Genomic DNA, 16,723 nt, shown 5'->3' with positions numbered 1-16,723 from the left:
GGAGAACACTGATGAATAGCTTTGCGCAACCGCTCCAGAGCAATGCCCCACTGATCAATCGCGACCGCCTGTGGCAATCGCTGATGGACCTCGCCCAGCTCGGCGCCACGGTCAAGGGCGGCGTGTGCCGCCTGGCCCTCACCGACCTCGATCGCCAGGCCCGCGACTTGTTTGTGCAGTGGTGCGAGGCCGCTGGGTGCAGCGTGAGTGTCGACGCCATCGGCAATATTTTTGCGCGTCGCCCTGGGCGCAACCCGGCCCTGGCGCCGGTGATGACTGGCAGCCATATCGACACCCAGCCTACCGGTGGCAAGTTCGACGGCTGCTACGGGGTGATGGCCGGGCTGGAAGTGATCCGCACCCTCAATGACCTCAACATCGAAACCCAGGCGCCGATCGAGGTGGTGGTCTGGACCAACGAGGAAGGCTCGCGCTTTCCGCCCTGCATGATGGGCTCCGGGGTGTTTGCCGGGAAATTCGACCTGCAGGACACGCTCGACAAGCTCGACGACCAGGGCCTGTCGGTGGGCGCCGAGCTGCAGCGCATCGGCTATGCCGGGTCCCGTGCGGTGCTCGGCCATCCCGTGGGGGCGTATTTCGAGGCGCATATCGAACAGGGCCCGGTGCTGGAAGACCAGGCCACCACGATTGGCGTGGTGATGGGTTGCCTGGGCCAGAAGTGGTTCGACCTGACCCTCACCGGCGTCGAAGCCCACGCCGGCCCGACGCCGATGCACCTGCGCAAGGACGCCCTGGTCGGCGCCGCCGAGGTGGTCAGCGCGGTCAACCGCATCGCTCACCAGCAGCAACCTCACGCCTGTGGCACCGTCGGCTGCCTGAGCCTGCACCCCGGCTCGCGCAATGTGATTCCCGGCCAGGTGCACATGACCCTCGACTTGCGCCACCTGCATGCGGACAAGCTGCAAGCGATGGTCGATGAAGTGCGCAGCGTGATCGAAGCCAGCGCGGCCCGGCATGGGTTGACGTTCGAGCTGACGCCGACCGCCGACTTCCCGCCCCTGGACTTCGCCCCGGCATGCGTCAATGCCGTGCGTGACGCGGCAGGCGCGCTGGGTTTGAGCCACATGGACATCGTCAGCGGTGCCGGGCATGACGCGATTTTCGTCGCCGAACTCGGCCCGGCCGGGATGATTTTCGTGCCGTGCGAAGGCGGTATCAGCCACAACGAAATCGAAAACGCCGCGCCGGATGACCTCGCGGCAGGCTGCGCGGTGCTGTTGCGCGCCATGGTCAATGCGGCACAGGGGGACCGGGCATGAGTGAGATGGGCCAACTGACAGCGGTGCAACTGCTGCAGCATTTTCGCGACAAGACCTTATCACCGGTGGACGTCACCGAGGACGCCCTGCTGCGTATCGAACGCTACAACCCGGTGGTGAACGCCTACTGCCACGTCGACCCCGAAGGCGCGCTGCAGGCTGCGCGAGCCTCGGAGCAGCGTTGGTTCAAGGGCCAGCCCTGCGGCGCGCTGGACGGTGTACCGGCGTCGATCAAGGACCTCACGCTGACAATCGGCATGCCCACCCGCAAGGGCTCGCGCACCTCATCCGCCGAAGGGCCGTGGGACGTCGACGCGCCGTTTTCCGCCTTGATGCGCAAGGCCGGCGCCGTGCTGCTGGGCAAGACCACCACCCCGGAGTTCGGCTGGAAAGGCGTGACCGACAACCCGCTGTACGGCATCACGCGCAACCCGTGGGACACACGCACCACGGCGGGCGGTTCGTCCGGCGGCGCCGGTGCAGCGGCGGCGTTGAACCTCGGCGTATTGCACCAGGGCAGCGATGCCGGCGGCTCGATCCGGATTCCGTGCGCGTTTACCGGCACTTTCGGGATCAAGCCGACGTTCGGTTATGTGCCGCAGTGGCCGGCCAGTTCCATGACGATTCTGTCGCACCTGGGGCCGATGACCCGCACCGTGGAAGACAGCGTGTTGATGCTGCAGACCATCGCCCAGCCGGACGCGCGGGACGGCCTGATCGGCGCGCCGCGGACCACGCCTTGGTTGACGGGCGCTGCGGACCTCAAAGGGTTGCGCGTGGCCTATAGCCCGACATTCGGCTATGTGGAGGTCGATCCGCAGGTTGCCAAGGTCGTGGCCCAGGCAGTCGAGGGATTGGTGCAATTGGGCGCCCATGTCGAGCAGATCGATCCAGGCTTCAGCGACCCACTGGAAGTGTTCAATACCCTGTGGGCCGCCGGTGCCGCGCGCCTGACCGGCGCCATGAGTGATGCGCAAAAACAGCTGCTGGACCCCGGTCTGTTGCGCATCGCACAACGCGGTGAACAGCTCAGCCTTGGCGACTTCAACGACGCCCTCGAAGCCCGCGCGGCGCTGGTGGCGAAGATGGCTGCGTTCCATGAGCATTACGACATACTGGTGTCGCCGATGCTGCCGATCACCGCGTTCGACGCCGGGCACAACGTGCCGCCGGGTTCCGGGATGCAGGCATGGATGGAGTGGACGCCGTTTACCTACCCGTTCAACCTGACCCAGCAACCGGCGGCATCCGTGCCATGCGGGCTGGCGGCGAATGGTCTGCCGGTAGGGTTGCATGTGGTGGGCGCGCGCTTTGCCGATGAACAGGTACTGAAGGTCTGCCAGGTGTACGCCAAAGCGTTCCCCACACCGCACTTGCAAGCGCCGCAGACCTGAAGTGGACTCAACTGAGGGGGCTTTCGGGGGTGGCAGGTCAGCCAACCCCTGTATCGCCCATGCCGCCGCCTTCGTAGCCTCGCCAAGGCTCGACAACTCCCACACTTGGGCTGCGTCGCGCCGGCTACTGCAATGCCACAGGGGATTGAAATAAGGGCCACACCGCCAATCCCCTGTGGGAGTTGTCGAGCTTTAGCGAGGCTGCGAAAGCGGTGTCTCAGGCGCAGAAAATGCCAGCAATGCCGCCGCCTTCGCAGCCTCGCTGGGGCTCGACAACTCCCACACTTGAGCGTCGTCGCGCCGGATATTGCGATCACACAGGGGATTGAAATCAGGGCCACACCGCCAACCCCCTGTGGGAGTTGTCGAGCTTTAGCGAGGCTGCGAAAGCGGTGTCTCAGGCGCAGAAAATGCCAGCAATACCGCCGCCTTCGCAGCCTCGCCAAGGCTCGACAACTCCCACACTTGGGCTGCGTCGCGCCGGATATTGCGATCACACAGGGGATTGAAATCAGGCCGACACCGCCAACCCCCTGTGGGAGTTGTCGAGCTTTAGCGAGGCTGCGAAAGCGGTGTGCCAGGCGAAGAAAATGCCAGCAATACCACCGCCTTCGTAGCCTCGCCAAGGCTCGACAACTCCCACACTTGGGCTGCGTCGCGCCGGATATTGCGATCACACAGGGGATTGAAATAAGGGCCACACCGCCAATCCCCTGTGGGAGTTGTCGAGCCTTGGCGAGGCTGCGAAAGCGGTGTCTCAGGCGCAGAAAATGCCAGCAATGCCGCCGCCTTCGCAGCCTCGCCAGGGCTCGACAACTCCCACACTTGAGCGTCGTCGCGCCGGCTACTGCGATGCCACAGGGGATTGAAATAAGCGCGACTCCGCCAATTCCCTGTGGGAGTTGTCGAGCTTTAGCGAGGCTGCGAAAGCGGTGTGCCAGGCGAAGAAAATGCCAGCAATACCACCGCCTTCGCAGCCTCGCCAGGGCTCGACAACTCCCACACTTGAGCTTCGTCGCGCCGGCTGCTGCGATGCCACAGGGGATTGAAATAAGGGCTACACCGCCAATCCCCTGTGGAAGCTGTAGTGGGCACCCGCCCCCGGTCTTGATCGCATTCCATTACACTGTGCCCCATTCATTCCCGGGGGCTTCATGGACATCGAACTGGCACGCACTTTCCTCGAAATCACCCGCTGCGGCAGTCTCGCCGCCGCGGCCGAGAAGCTGCACGTTACCCAGACCGCCATCACCGCGCGGGTCAAGAGCCTGGAAAGCCAGTTGGGCAGCACGCTGTTTATCCGCAACCGCGCCGGTGCGCGCCTGACCGCCGACGGCGAGGCCTTTGTGGTGTACGCCAACCAGCTGCTGCAAACCTGGGAAGCCGCGCGGCGTGACCTGCCGTTGCCCGATGGCTATCGCAACGTGCTGCATATCGGCGGTGAAGTGAGCCTGTGCAACCCACTGATGCTCGGTTGGGCCCAGGCCCTGCGTGAGCAGATCCCTGGGCACGCGCTGCGCACCGAAGTGCGTGAGGGCGAATACCTGCTGCGCCAACTCGAACTCGGTGTACTCGATGCCGCGCTGGTCTTCCAACCCCAATATTGGCCTGGGCTGCAGGTCGAGCAGGTGCTGGAAGAAAAACTCATCCTGGTGCAGTTGGTGAGCAAGCCGGACCCGTACGTCTACATCGACTGGGGCCCGGGCTTTCGCCAGCAGCATGACGCCGCCCTGCCCGACCGCGCCCGTGCCGCGCTGAGTTTCAACCTCGGGCCGCTGGCGTTGCAGTACATCCTGGAGAATGGCGGCGCCGGCTACTTCCGCACGCGGGTGGTGCAAAGCTACCTGGACAGCGGCGTGATGCAGCGCGTGCCCAAGGCCCCGGAATTCAACTTCCCGACCTTCGTGGTGTATTCGCGGGCGCGCGATTCGGCAGTGCTGCAACAGGCCCTGGCGTTGCTGCGCGACGTGGTCAAGGCCGAGAGTGACTGGTCGCAACGCTGGGACCCCTTGATTTAACCCGCGCACGGGGCAAAAACTCGCACATTCGCGCGCACCAACTAAGCTCAGTTTCCAATAAAAAAACCCTGAGCTGCCCGCCATGCCCCATCCCACCGAGACCTTCCGCGCACGTTACCGCGCGGCCGTCAGCCCCCTTTACAACCCCTGGCTGCACGCCAGCTTCGTCCTCGGTTATGGGGCGTTGTGCATCACCCTGGCCTGGTCTTCCACGGAAAACATCACCGCGCTCCAGTGGCTGACTATTCCCCTGACCCTGGTGTTTTTCAACCTGTGCATCTACCTCGTGCACCGTCACCTCGGCCACCACAAACACGCCCTCGCCCGCTTGTTCTACGCCCGCCACACCGGCGATCACCACAGTTTCTTCACCCCCGGGCACATGACCTACGACAGCCCCAGGGACTGGCGCGTAATCCTGTTCCCGGCCTGGCTGATCGTGCTGCACAGCCTGGCAATCACGCTGCCCGCCTGGTGGCTGCTCAAGCAACTGAGTCCCAACGTCGCCGGGCTGTTTGCCGGCTGCATGATTCTCGGCTACTTGCTGTACGAAGTGTTCCACGCCTGCGAGCACTTGCCTGTCGAGCACCCGCTCGCGCGCCTGCCGTGGATTCGCCAGATGCACCGCCTGCACGCGCTGCATCACCGCCGCGAGCTGATGCAGGGGCGCAACTTCAATATCGTCATGCCGCTGATGGATTACCTGTTCGGCACCCTGTACTGGGAGCCCGGCCCCCACGACAACCAGGAATCGTCATGAGTACCCGTCCCAGAAAACTGCGTCATCTGTTGTTTGTGTTGCTGCTGGTCGTGATCGCGTTTCTGCTGCTGATGCCCACCAAGGTGCAACCGGTGAACTGGACACCGCCCAAGGCGCCCTCCATGCAGGACGGCGCCTACGTGGAAAACCAACGCCTCAAGGGCGTGCAGAAAATCGGTGCCCAGGGCATCGACGGGCCCGAGGCGTTGCTGATGGATGGCCAGGGATTGCTGATCAGCGGGCTGCACGATGGGCGCGTCATCCGTACCTCGCCCGACAGCCGCAGCCTGGAAGTGCTGGCCAATACCGGCGGGCGCCCGCTGGGCATGGCGCTGCACCCGGATGGGCGCTTGATCATTGCCGACGGGATCAAGGGCTTGCTCGCACTCGACGCCCATCGCCAACTGACGTCGCTGAGCACCGCCGCCAATGGCGTGCCCTTTGGCTTTACCGATGACGTCACGGTGGATGCCAGCGGGCGTTATGCCTATTTCAGCGATGCTTCAAGCCGCTGGGGTTATGGCCAGGACGGCGAGGCAGTGATCGAGCACGGCGGCGACGGCCGGCTGCTGCGCTATGACTTCAGCAACGGCAACACCGAGGTATTGCTCGACCAGTTGCAATTCGCCAACGGCGTGGCCCTGGGGCCGGAGGAAAACTATGTACTGGTGAATGAAACCGGTGCCTATCGCATCAGCCGTTATTGGCTCAAGGGCGAGCGCGCGGGGCAGCACGATCTGTTTATCGACAACCTGCCCGGTCTGCCGGACAACCTCAGCTTCAACGGCCAGGACCGCTTCTGGGTGGCACTTTACTCGCCGCGCAATCCACTGCTGGACAGTTTTGCCGGCTACCCACGGCTGCGCAAAGTCATGGTGCGGGCGCTGATGGTGGTGCCCAAGCCGATCGAGCGCAAAGCCTTCGTGCTGGGACTGGACACCGACGGTAACGTCATCGCCAACCTGCAGGATGGCAGCACCGGCAATTACTCGCCGATCACCACCGCCCGGGAGTATGGCGAGTGGCTGTACCTGGGTTCGCTGAAGAGCACAAGCATGGCGCGCCTGCCGTTGAAGGTGGCGTTGGCACCATAACGCAAAAAGGGCATACAGGCGCCTGGCCTGTATGCCCTGGGTACTACGAGTCAATCATGTTCAGCTCTTGGTGCTACTCAGCAGGGTCTGCTTGCACAGGTGGCCAAAACTGACGAACTGGGTATTCTCGCCACCGACACCGATGCCCGGGTATTCCAGCACTTCCATGCGCCACACGCCGTAGTTGAAGTCGGTACGCCAGGTGTTGTTGTAGCCCTGGGAGTAATCGACAAAGGTGGTCTGGAAATCACCGCCGCTGCACGCGCCCACATTGATCGTGCCAGAGGCTTGCCCCGAGCTGTCGGTCGCTGCCGAATACGCCTTGTAGACGATGTCGCCGTTGGCCGGGTCGATCCGCTGGTCGAGATAGACGATCGGGTGCAGGCCCACCAGCGGTGCACCGGTGCTGTCCGACAGGCCCATGGTCCAGGTCAGGTCTCTATAGGCTTGGGTGGTCATGTAGCCATAGCCCACGTTGGAGGCCGAATACGGGATGCGCAACACGTTCGCCTCGCCCTTCACATCCGGGCTGTTGACCCGCGGGTTGGAACCAAACGACAGGTTGTACTTGCCCGTCGCGCTCCACGGCTCATTGGGGTGCTGGTTCGGCCGCACACGCACCTTGACTACGCCACCGACGCCCGGGCTGGGGATCGATGTCGACACGACGTTGGCACCCACGGTGACCCACTGGCCGCCATCGAAACGCTCGAGGATCCACTTGTTACGCGTGCTGCCACTGGCCGCATCGGCCGTCAGCGCAATACCGACACTCTGCCCACGGACGGCGGTGAAATCGAAGTAATCGACGTCATCCAGGCTGTCGGCATTGCCGTTGATGTAGTTGAGAGTGTCCGGCAGTTGGAAGGCCGTGTCCGGGGTGTCATTGGGCTCATAGGCGTCGAGGTTGGTATCGACCGCAACCCCGAACTGAAAGCTCGACCCCTGGACCGCCGCGTTGGCCTCCATGAACCAGTAGTAGTCACCGGCCGGCACCACGCCGCCAAGGCTTTCGTCGCCGGTGCCGGGGTTATTGGAAGTGCCCAGGGGCAGCGGATTGCCCTGGCCATCGTCCTGGAACAGCGACAACGACATATCGGTGCCTGCGGTCTGGTTGACCAGCAGAACGTTGATCCGCGCTTTCTGCGGCAGGTTGAAGTGGTAGCACAGCAGGTCGCCGGTTTGTACGCCATTGATCGTGTAGAGAGAGTTGATATCCAGCGTCTGTTCACAACCCTGGACCAGCGCGGCCTGTACGGCGGGCGCCGACTGGGCCGTGGCTTTTTGTACCTTGGTCACCCTGGCCGGCGCGGTGTTGTCTTCGACCACCGAGTCGGCTTTCGCCTTGGCGGCAAACAATGGTTTCTTCTGCTGGGCCCCCGCCAGCAGTTGCTGCTTGAGGGCGGCCGTCGCCTTGTTGGCGTTGATCTTCACAGCGCTTTTCAAGCCGTGCTTGACCGTGGGAGAAGCCGCTTGCGCAGCCAGGTGAGGGTATTGTTCAGCGAGGGCAAAGGCCGAGACAAAGCAGGTGGCCGCCATGGCCGCGCCCAGCATGAGAGCTTTTTTCGATTTCATTTTTTATCCATCCATAGTTAAAAAGTGAAGCTCAGGTGACATCCGGTCACCTGGGATGGAATGTAGGATAAGACTGGATGGATGTACAGTATTTTTATGAAAAAAATGCAGCCCCTTTCAGATGGGGATGTCGGCCCATCTACGCCAAACAGTCCAAACGACTGTTGCGATAACCCAAATAAAGCCAACGTAATAGGGCCACAACACCCAACGCTTCAGTCCTAATGGAACAGACGCCAGCTCGGCCTCGGTCACAACACCTGCTTTCACATAGCGTGCCGAGTCAGATAGGAAATCAAACATCAACAGCATGCGGTATTGCCTGTCGATCCATCGGTTTCGTCTCCAGAATCGCTTATTGGCGCGGACCCTTTCGTTATGACTGAAATAACCTTCCACCTCGTCGAGTTTTGTATATTCGGCAAACAGCGCCAGCCCCAAAACGACAAACGCCCCAACAAAATGCACAATGGTGAAGGCAAGAAAAAACGACACGATTAAGCCCCCTCTCGCTCGAAGATCAAATCACCGTTGACCTCCAGGATCTTTCCACCCAATAAGGCACCTTCATCACCTAGACCAGAGCCTACCGCCTGCCCACCCGCAGCGCCGCCAATAACTGCGCACGCAAGCGCACCTTGGCCCTTCATCGAAATACCCAAAAATAGGTGACAAGCACGAAGAGCGAAGGCTGCACCATACTTTCCCCCGACAGCCGCCCCCGCCACTCCCCCCACCAACCTCCCCGTCTCCACATACTTAGCCCTCCTGCACTGCGCCTCCCGTCCCGTCACACACGCCTCCTTGATCTCCAGCCCGGTCACGCCCACATCCAGCGCGATGCCAATGAAAGTCCCGTTTCCCAACCACTTGGACATCTGCGCAATCTCGCGCATGCGCTGTGCATACCCCGCAATCTCGCCTTTATGCAGATAGCTCCTGGTCGAAATCCCCAGCACCTTCTTCAACGACTCATTGCCCTGCAACCCCGTGCCGAACCGTGCCGCGCCTTGCAGTTGCAGATCCAAGCGCTGGAACAAGGCCTGGCGCTGTTTGATAAAGCCATCCCGGTCCAACGCACCGTCCTTCAGGCGCTGATGCAACCGCTCGATGTCCTCCAGGGTCTGCGCCACCTCATTCAGATGCCGCGACCAGGCCGATGTCGCCACTGCCGATACCCATCGAGCCGTAGGCCATGAAGCTCTGCAGCAAGTCATAGTTGCCGATCAATTCCCTGCCCGCCGAGGTATCCATTTCCAGGTTGCGGCGAACGGTTTCGGCATGGCGCATCAACCAGGCTTCCTCGCCCGAACAGCTCACGCTATACGGATCGGGAATAATCACCAATTGACCCGGCGCGACCAGGCCGGGGCGCAGGTGACGGTTGAGCACATCAAAATGATCGGAGCGCTGCTGGCTCGGAGCGCCGCCCATGAGGCGGGATTTCAAATGGGTGTAGTCCGTTGTGCGGTCGTTGATATAGCTCTGCGCCATGCCCTACATCCGAGATGCAAAGAAGATGGCGTCGAAATATAAGCAAGCACCTACGCCCCGAACACAAGCGCAGGTGGGTCGAATTGCATTTGGGAAGTTGCCTACTTCACGAAGAAACAGCGCCTACAGAAACAACCCTAATATCCGGTCATCTCCAAGTAACCCACCCCACCGTCAAACCGCACCGGTCCTTCCCAGTACGGAATACTCAGGTTCATCCAGGCGTTCGGGTTGACAGCCTGGGTGGTGATATCCAGCTGCTTGCTGGGAATCTTCAGCGACCAGCGTGTGGGAATGTGGCGTCCGTCGATGGCCGTTGTGTCCAGCGGTGCCAGTTGGATATCGGCGTTGTGCAGGGTCTGGGTGTGGCCTTCGTGGTCGATCCAGGTGCCGGTCAGGTAGGACCCGCCATCGGTTTGCCGCACCCGAAACAGCATCAACTGCTCGCCACGGTCCAGATGCAGGGAGAACCAGTCCCAGCCCGTCTGGCTCGCGCTCAGGGGTTGACTGCTCCATTCGCGATCCAGCCACGCCGGGCCCGTGACTTCATACACCTGGCCGTCGATGCTCACGCTGCCGCTGGCACTGAAAAACGGCTGGCTGTAGTAGTACGAGGCCTGGCCCTGGTCGGATTTGCGGCTGTAGCCGTTATCCCCCTGCAGCACCAGCGGGCGGCTGGAAGTCAGGTGCAGGTCATAGGCGAAGTGCGCGCCGCTGGCCTTGAGTTGCATATCGGCCAAGGGGCTCACGGCACCGGGACGGCTGGCGAAGTTCCAGTCGTCGATCCAGGCGTTGAACGGCACGGCCTGGGCGCCAGCCTGGCCGACGCCGCCGCGGGCGTAGCGTTCGGCGGCGTAATGGCGGGTGGCTGAGGTGACGGCGGCGTGGCCGAGCCAGACTGTCGCGTCCTGCCAGCCGGTTTGCGTCGGCCCGGCCTTGAGGGCGTTGCGAAACAGCGTCCATTGCACGCCGAACACGTTGCCCGGCGCATCCTTGAGGTTGGCGGTGACGTACCACCATTCAATGCGAAAGCCAGCATGCGGCCCATGGTCCTCGGGAAAACTGAAGACCTTGCCCGGCACTACCTGGCTGAAGTCCGCCGCATCGCTGCCCAGGCCGGCGAAACTTTCCGGTGGTGCGGGCGCCTGGTCGCACGCGCTCACCAGTAACAGCGCCAGCCACAGCAAGGATTTAATCTTCATGCGCAAACGTCCTCAACAGGTCCGCCGGACGGCTGCGGTACAACTGCCACAACGGCCAGGCCGAGGCCAGCAACGTGGCGAGCAATGCCAGCCCGAGCAATTGCGCCAGTTGCCAAGGAAATACCTGCAGGGGCAGGCGCCAGCCAAACGCTTGCACGTTGATTACCGCATCCAGGCACCACGCCAGCAGCAGGCCCAAGGGCAATGCCAGGATCAGCGTGAGCACCGCCAGCAGCCAGGTCTGGCCCAGGTTCAGCAGCATCAATTGGCGGCGCGTCACCCCCAACGCCCACAGCGGCGCAAGTTGGCCCAGGCGGCTTTGACTCTGGGTCAGCAGGCTGATGAACAGCGCCACCCCGGCCACGCCGAGGGTGAGGCTGTTCAGCGCCGCGGTGGCGGCAAAGGTGCGCTCGAACACCTGGCTCGACCAGCCCTTGAGCTGCTGTTGATCGACGATGCGGCTGTCTTCCAGGGCAAAGGCGCGTTGCACCGCCTGGACCAGCGGCGCGACATCCGCCGGCAACACCCGCAGGTTGAACCGCGCCGGTGACAGCGTCGGCCAGTGGGCCAGCAGGTGTGCGGCATTGACCAGCATGTGGCCCTTGGGGTTGCCATAATCGGCGTAGATCCCCACCAGCGTCGGTGACCACACGCCCTGCGGCGTAGGAATGCTCAGCGTGTCGCCCAGCTTGATCGCCAGCCGGCGCGCCAATTGCTCGCTGAGCATCAACGTGTCGTGGTGCTGCAACTGATCCCACGGCTCACTCACCGCCTCCAGCAATGGCCAGTGCTGGCGATAGGTCGGGTCATCGACCACGCCAAACAGATCCGCCGGCCAGCCCTGCAATTGCACCGCGACCTGCCAGGTCGGCAGCACGGTCTGCACGAGCGGTTGTTGCTTGAGCCACGTGTTGAGTTGTTCGGCCTGGGCCGGGGTCTGGGGATTGAGGTACAGCTCGGCGGTGAGGCGCTGCTCCAGCCAGTTATTGAAGGTGTGACGAAAACCCGAGGTCATCGAGCCCGCGCCGATATTCGCTGCCAGCGCCAACAGCAGGGCCATCAGCGCCAGGCTCAAGGCCGGCAATTGCTGGCGACAGTCGGCGAGAAACCATTGGCCGAGCACCGAGCGGCTACGTCCCAGTACCGCTTTGAGCAAGGCATTGAGCAGTACCGGCAAACCCAGGGCGGCGCCGAGCAACAGCGCGGCCATCAGCACAAAGCCGGCCGCCAGGCTATTGCCCAGCCACAGCGCCAGCACCGCGATCAGCACGGCCGTGCCCGCGACCCAACCCTGGCGTCGCAACCAGCGCCCGTGGGCCTCGTGCCAGGCCTGGGCATTGGCCAGCGTCAGCAACGGCAGGCGCGCCGCCCGCCACAGGCTGCTGGCACCGGCGAGCAAGGCACCGAGCAGACTCAAGCCGAGCCCCGCCAGCCACCACCCTGGACTCAGGCTCAACTGCCCTGGCACTTCGGCGCCATACAGGCCGCGCAGGCTGGCCGCCACGTCCGGCAGCAGCAAGCTCGCGAGCAGGTAGCCACTGGCGACGCCGAGCACACCGCCAAGCAACGACAAGGCGCCCAACTCGACCCCCAGGCCGAGGATCAACATGCGTGCGCTCACCCCACAGGCACGCAGGGTGCGCAGCAGCCCGCGCCGTTGCTCAAGGGCCAGGCCGATGGCCGCGTGCACGATAAACAGCCCGACCACGAAGGACAGGAAGCCCAGCGCGTCGAGGTTCAGGTGAAAGCTCTCGGTGAGGCGCGCGAGGTTGTTGTCCTCGCCCTGCTTGAGTTGCAGTTCGACAGGTGGCGTGGGATGGCCGGCGGCAAACGCCTTGTCTACCAGCAGTCGTGACAGTCGGTCGGGCATCGCCAGGAGCGGCTGGGCGAAGCCGATATCGGTAAGCAACAACCCCGGCGCCATGTCCGGCTGGACTTGCAACGGTGGCAGGCGCTGCCCGTTCAGCGTGAGCGGCTGCTCACCGGCGTGCAGCCCCAGGGCCTGCAAGGTCTGCGGCGCGATCCAGGTACGCCCGGGCGGATCGAAGAACGCCAGCATTTGCGCCTGGCTCAGACGCTGCCCCGCCACTGCGCCACTGCCGGGCAGCGACACCGGGTCGATGCCCATCAGTTGCAGGCGCATGTCCTCGTGGCCCTGGAGCTGCACCCGCCCCTGTACCACCGGCGACACCGGCCACCCGGCGCGGCGCAATTGGGCAAACAGCGCCTGCGGGAAACTCGCGCCGTCCGGCGTACTGAGGCTGGCCTGGGGCTCGCCGCCGATCAACTGGCTGGCGCGCGCATAACTGTCGCGCGCCTGGCTGTTGAGGGCCTGCACGCCGGTCAACAGGGCGGTGGCCAGCCACAAGCCGGTGAGCACGCTGAAGAACTGCACCGGATGGCGCCGCCAATGGCTGAGCAAGGCGCGCACCGTCCAATAAAACACACTCACATCGCCACCACCTGTCCGCGATGCAACACCACCTGGCGGTCCAGTCGCGCAGCGATCCGCGGGCTGTGGGTGACCATCAACAGGCTGGTGGGGCTGTCACGCAGCAGGTCCAGCAACAGTTGCAGGACTTCGTCGCTGGTGGCTTCGTCGAGGTTGCCGGTGGGCTCGTCGGCCAACAGCAACCCCGGGCGCGAAGCCAGTGCGCGCCCCACCGCCACCCGTTGCTGTTGGCCACCCGAGAGTTGTTCCGGATAACGCTTGAGCAAGTCCCCCAGGCCCAGGCGCTCCACCAGTTGCGCCTGCCACCGGGCATCGAAGCGTCCCGCCAGGCGCGCCTGGAATGCCAGGTTGTCGTCGACGCGCAAACTGCCGATCAGGTTGAACTGCTGGAACACCAGGCCGATTTCAGTGCGTCGCCAATGCGCCAGTTGCGCTTCGCCGAGTTGGTCGAGCCGCTGCTGGCCCACCTGGATGCTGCCGCCGTCCACCCGATCGAGCCCGGCCACCAGGTGCAGCAGCGTGCTCTTGCCGCTGCCGGATTCGCCCATCAGCGCCAGGCTGCTGCGCGCCGCCAGGTGCAGGTCGACACCGGCCAACACCGCCAACGGGCCTTGGGGCGTGGCATAGCTTTTGAAAACACCTTGCACCTGCAGCATGGGAACACTCGTGTGAGGGGTGGCCATCGAGAATAACGGCTGGTGATGGCGGCCACGCAAATTTTTCACATGGATTTCACCGGTTGCCCACCCACCGCACTTTAAATTACCGGCCAAACGTCAGGTATCGGCAACTTGTTAGTTGCCACGCCTGACAACTTTTACCCGCCACGTGTTCAGCGAAAAGACAGCCGTCCTGTGCCAGCCTCAAGTCATACTGCAGGCATTCGCCAACACGTTGCGTCAGCTAACTAATACAACACTGCCAACAGTGCCCAAGGTGAATGAAGTGGTTGACCTGACCCTGACCAAACCACGCTCGCGCAGGGCCGTCATCAAGCGGCTGCAACCGCTGTGGCTGGGGATTGTAGTGATCAGCCTGTTGCTCACCGCCAGCCTGCTGTGGCCGGCGTCACCGCGTGACCTGGGGGTGGGCAACCGCCTGCTGACCTCCCAGGTACTGCCGCTGTGGCGCGACGGTGACCTGATCGTACTGGTGCGTCATGAAGAGCGCTGCGACCGCTCGTCGAATGCTTGCCTGGGGCCGGTGGAAGGCCTGACGATCAAAGGCAGCCAACAAGCCGAAAACCTCGGCAAGGCCTTCAAGGCACTGGGCATGGACGGCAGCGATGTGCTCGCCAGCCCGGCCATTCGGACCGCCCAGACGCTGCGGTTCATGTTCGGTAAAAACGAGCTGACCTCCGGCCAGCAAGCCGTCTGCGGTGCGGCCATGGGCGAAGAGTTGCTCAGCCACAAGACCCCGGGACGCAACCTGGTGTTCGTCACTCACAGCGGCTGCATCGCCGACTTCGAAAGCACCCTGGGTTTCCCCCACGCCACCTTCCCCGAGTACGGCAGCGCGCTGTTCGTGCAGGTCTTGCCCAACGGCAAATTCAAGACCCTGGGCCTGGTCAATAATCAGGACTGGCCAGCCGCGTTAAAACAACTGTAAGTACTTTCCTGCCCGCCGCCGCCCTCTATGTTCAGCAAAAAGACAGCCATGTTCTGGCATGTTTAGTTGCGCCTTTTAATTAAGGACGTCATGAATATCTTCTGTCACTCAGTGAACGCTTTGATGTTTTCCGCTATTACTTTCTTACTGCAAATGTTTGCCAGTACACGTCAAGGAGCGACGTTGTGACGATCCGATTCAAACCCCTGCCGTTGTTGTTATTGGCCTTCGCCGCCTTTTACCTGTTGCCGCTGGGCCTGCACGGCCTGTGGACCCCGGACGAAACCCGCTACGCCCAGGTCAGCCAGGAAATGCTGCTGAGCGGCAACTGGGTCGCGCCGCATTACATGGGCATTCGCTATTTCGAAAAACCCGCCGGCGGCTATTGGCTGATCGCCCTGGGCCAGGCCGTGTTCGGCCAGAACCTGTTCGGTGTGCGCATCGCCTCGGCCCTGACTACCGGCTTGAGTGTGCTGCTGGCTTATGTGATCGCCCGCCGCCTGTGGAACACCCCGCGCAAGTCTTTCGCCTGCGCCCTGCTGTACCTGAGCTTTGGCCTGGTGGCCGGGCAAGCCGGGTATTCCAACCTCGATCCGCAATTTACCCTGTGGGTCAACCTCAGCCTGGTTGCCCTGTGGTTTGCGCTCGACAGCACCAGCACCCGTGGACGCCTGCTAGCCTGGGCCGTGGTGGGCCTGGCCTGCGCGATGGGCTTCATGACCAAGGGGTTCCTCGCGTGGGCGTTGCCGGTGCTGATTGCCGTGCCCTACATGCTCTGGCAACGGCGCCTGGGCGAATTGCTGCGCTATGGTCCGTTGGCCGTGGGCGTGGCGGTCCTGGTGTGCTTGCCTTGGGTGGTGGCGATCCATCTGCAGGAACCAGACTTCTGGCGCTTCTTTTTCTGGAATGAACACATTCGCCGCTTCAGCGCCGACGATGCGCAGCACGTACGCCCGTGGTGGTTTTTCCTGCCGATCATCGCCGTGTCCTGCCTGCCCTGGACCGGGCTGCTGCCCTCGACCCTGCGCACCACCTGGCGCGAAAAACGCCAGCCGGCGATCGCCTTCCTGGCCCTGTGGCTGCTGTTGCCACTCGGGTTCTTCAGCCTGAGCAACGGCAAGCTGCCGACCTATATCATGCCGTGCCTGCTGCCCCTGGCGCTGTTGATGGGGCACACGCTGGGCGACCTGCTCGACAACGGCCGCGCACGCACGATCAGCCTCAATGGCCTGCTCAACTTCGCAATCGGCATGGCCGCGATGATCGGCCTGATCTACCTGCAAATCGCCCGGCCGCTGTATGGCCACAGCCATGCCGAAATGTTCGGCCTGTCCCTGGCCTTTATCGTGTTGCTGGGGTGGATCCTCAGCAACCTGCTGCAGGCCTTCCGCCCGTTGACGCTGTGGGCGATGCCGACCCTGGGCATTGGCTTGCTGGTGATCCTGTTGCCGGCGAGCATGCCGGCACAGATCGCCGATAACGAAATGCCCGACCAGTTCGTGCTGGAGCATATGAACGAACTCCAGCAAACCCAGGCGTTGCTCGCCAACTCCCTGGAAAACGCCAGCGCCCTGGCCTGGCGCCTCAAGCGCACGCAAGTGTCGCTGTACGACACCGAAGGTGAACTGCGCTACGGCTTGCAGTACGCGGGCTCGATGCACCGCAAGGTGGAATTGGAACAGGTCCAGGCCTGGATCAGCGAGGCCCGCCAGCACGGTTCGGTCGGCGTGCTGATGCGCGTCAACAGCACCAGTGAAATGCGCGAGGCCGGGCAACTGCCGCCAGGCGGCAAGCGTTATCACAAAGGCTATCTGGAATTGATTGTGTATCCGCCGTTGCAGTGAGG

12 protein-coding genes and 1 pseudogene are annotated in these 16,723 nt (G+C 63.1%); 7 read left to right on the top strand and 6 right to left on the bottom strand.

Features of this window, described 5'->3' with window-relative positions; genetic code table 11:
• The first annotated feature begins 11 nt into the window (after nucleotides 1-11).
• The 5 genes from NTD80_RS14855 (at nucleotide 12) to NTD80_RS14835 (ending at nucleotide 6,546) form a co-directional block, all read left to right on the top strand.
• The gene (locus NTD80_RS14855; protein WP_262134150.1) at nucleotides 12-1,280 is read left to right on the top strand and encodes a Zn-dependent hydrolase; all 1,269 of its coding nucleotides are present in this window, start codon (nucleotides 12-14) and stop codon (nucleotides 1,278-1,280) included.
• Nucleotides 1,277-2,674 carry an amidase gene (locus NTD80_RS14850; RefSeq protein WP_262134149.1) on the top strand — a complete coding sequence of 466 codons (1,398 nt, stop codon included), beginning with the start codon at nucleotides 1,277-1,279 and terminating at the stop codon, nucleotides 2,672-2,674. The genes NTD80_RS14855 and NTD80_RS14850 overlap by 4 nt, the downstream gene beginning before the upstream one ends.
• A 1,154-nt stretch (nucleotides 2,675-3,828) precedes the next feature.
• Nucleotides 3,829-4,692 carry a LysR family transcriptional regulator gene (locus NTD80_RS14845; protein ID WP_065904037.1) on the top strand — a complete coding sequence of 288 codons (864 nt, stop codon included), beginning with the start codon at nucleotides 3,829-3,831 and terminating at the stop codon, nucleotides 4,690-4,692.
• An 82-nt stretch (nucleotides 4,693-4,774) separates the two neighbouring features.
• Nucleotides 4,775-5,452 (top strand): sterol desaturase family protein, encoded by a 678-nt coding sequence (locus tag NTD80_RS14840; protein WP_262134148.1) that lies wholly within the window; start codon nucleotides 4,775-4,777, stop codon nucleotides 5,450-5,452.
• Nucleotides 5,449-6,546 (top strand): SMP-30/gluconolactonase/LRE family protein, encoded by a 1,098-nt coding sequence (locus NTD80_RS14835; protein ID WP_262134147.1) that lies wholly within the window; start codon nucleotides 5,449-5,451, stop codon nucleotides 6,544-6,546. Before NTD80_RS14840 ends, NTD80_RS14835 begins: the two co-directional genes overlap by 4 nt.
• Before the next feature lie 60 nt (nucleotides 6,547-6,606).
• Here the strand turns inward: NTD80_RS14835 and NTD80_RS14830 are convergent, their stop codons facing one another.
• The 6 genes and pseudogenes from NTD80_RS14830 to NTD80_RS14805 form a co-directional block, all read right to left on the bottom strand.
• Nucleotides 6,607-8,121 (bottom strand): hypothetical protein, encoded by a 1,515-nt coding sequence (locus NTD80_RS14830; protein WP_106803305.1) that lies wholly within the window; start codon nucleotides 8,119-8,121, stop codon nucleotides 6,607-6,609.
• Between the two features lie 117 nt (nucleotides 8,122-8,238).
• Nucleotides 8,239-8,616 (bottom strand): hypothetical protein, encoded by a 378-nt coding sequence (locus tag NTD80_RS14825; protein WP_201145326.1) that lies wholly within the window; start codon nucleotides 8,614-8,616, stop codon nucleotides 8,239-8,241.
• 2 nt (nucleotides 8,617-8,618) lie between these two features.
• A pseudogene (locus NTD80_RS14820) lies at nucleotides 8,619-9,615 on the bottom strand (hypothetical protein).
• 137 nt (nucleotides 9,616-9,752) lie between these two features.
• A complete protein-coding gene (locus NTD80_RS14815; protein WP_262134146.1) occupies nucleotides 9,753-10,817 on the bottom strand; it encodes a lipocalin-like domain-containing protein in 1,065 nt (354 codons plus the stop codon).
• Complete coding sequence (locus NTD80_RS14810) at nucleotides 10,807-13,269, bottom strand: FtsX-like permease family protein (RefSeq protein ID WP_262134145.1); 2,463 nt, start codon at nucleotides 13,267-13,269, stop codon at nucleotides 10,807-10,809. The genes NTD80_RS14815 and NTD80_RS14810 overlap by 11 nt, the downstream gene beginning before the upstream one ends.
• Entirely contained in the window at nucleotides 13,266-13,925 is a 660-nt protein-coding gene (locus NTD80_RS14805) for an ABC transporter ATP-binding protein (RefSeq protein ID WP_262134144.1), read from the bottom strand. The genes NTD80_RS14810 and NTD80_RS14805 overlap by 4 nt, the downstream gene beginning before the upstream one ends.
• 271 nt (nucleotides 13,926-14,196) lie before the next feature.
• On the opposite strand from NTD80_RS14805, the gene NTD80_RS14800 reads away from it, so the two are divergent.
• Nucleotides 14,197-14,877 (top strand): histidine phosphatase family protein, encoded by a 681-nt coding sequence (locus tag NTD80_RS14800; RefSeq protein ID WP_262134143.1) that lies wholly within the window; start codon nucleotides 14,197-14,199, stop codon nucleotides 14,875-14,877.
• 185 nt (nucleotides 14,878-15,062) lie between these two features.
• Entirely contained in the window at nucleotides 15,063-16,721 is a 1,659-nt protein-coding gene (gene arnT, locus NTD80_RS14795; RefSeq protein ID WP_262134142.1) for a lipid IV(A) 4-amino-4-deoxy-L-arabinosyltransferase, read from the top strand.
• Nucleotides 16,722-16,723 lie beyond the last annotated feature (2 nt).

The organism is Pseudomonas sp. 13B_2.1_Bac1 (assembly GCF_025466155.1).
Taxonomy (GTDB): Bacteria; Pseudomonadota; Gammaproteobacteria; order Pseudomonadales; family Pseudomonadaceae; genus Aquipseudomonas; species Aquipseudomonas aylmerensis.
This window is presented reverse-complemented; position numbering and strand designations above follow the sequence as displayed.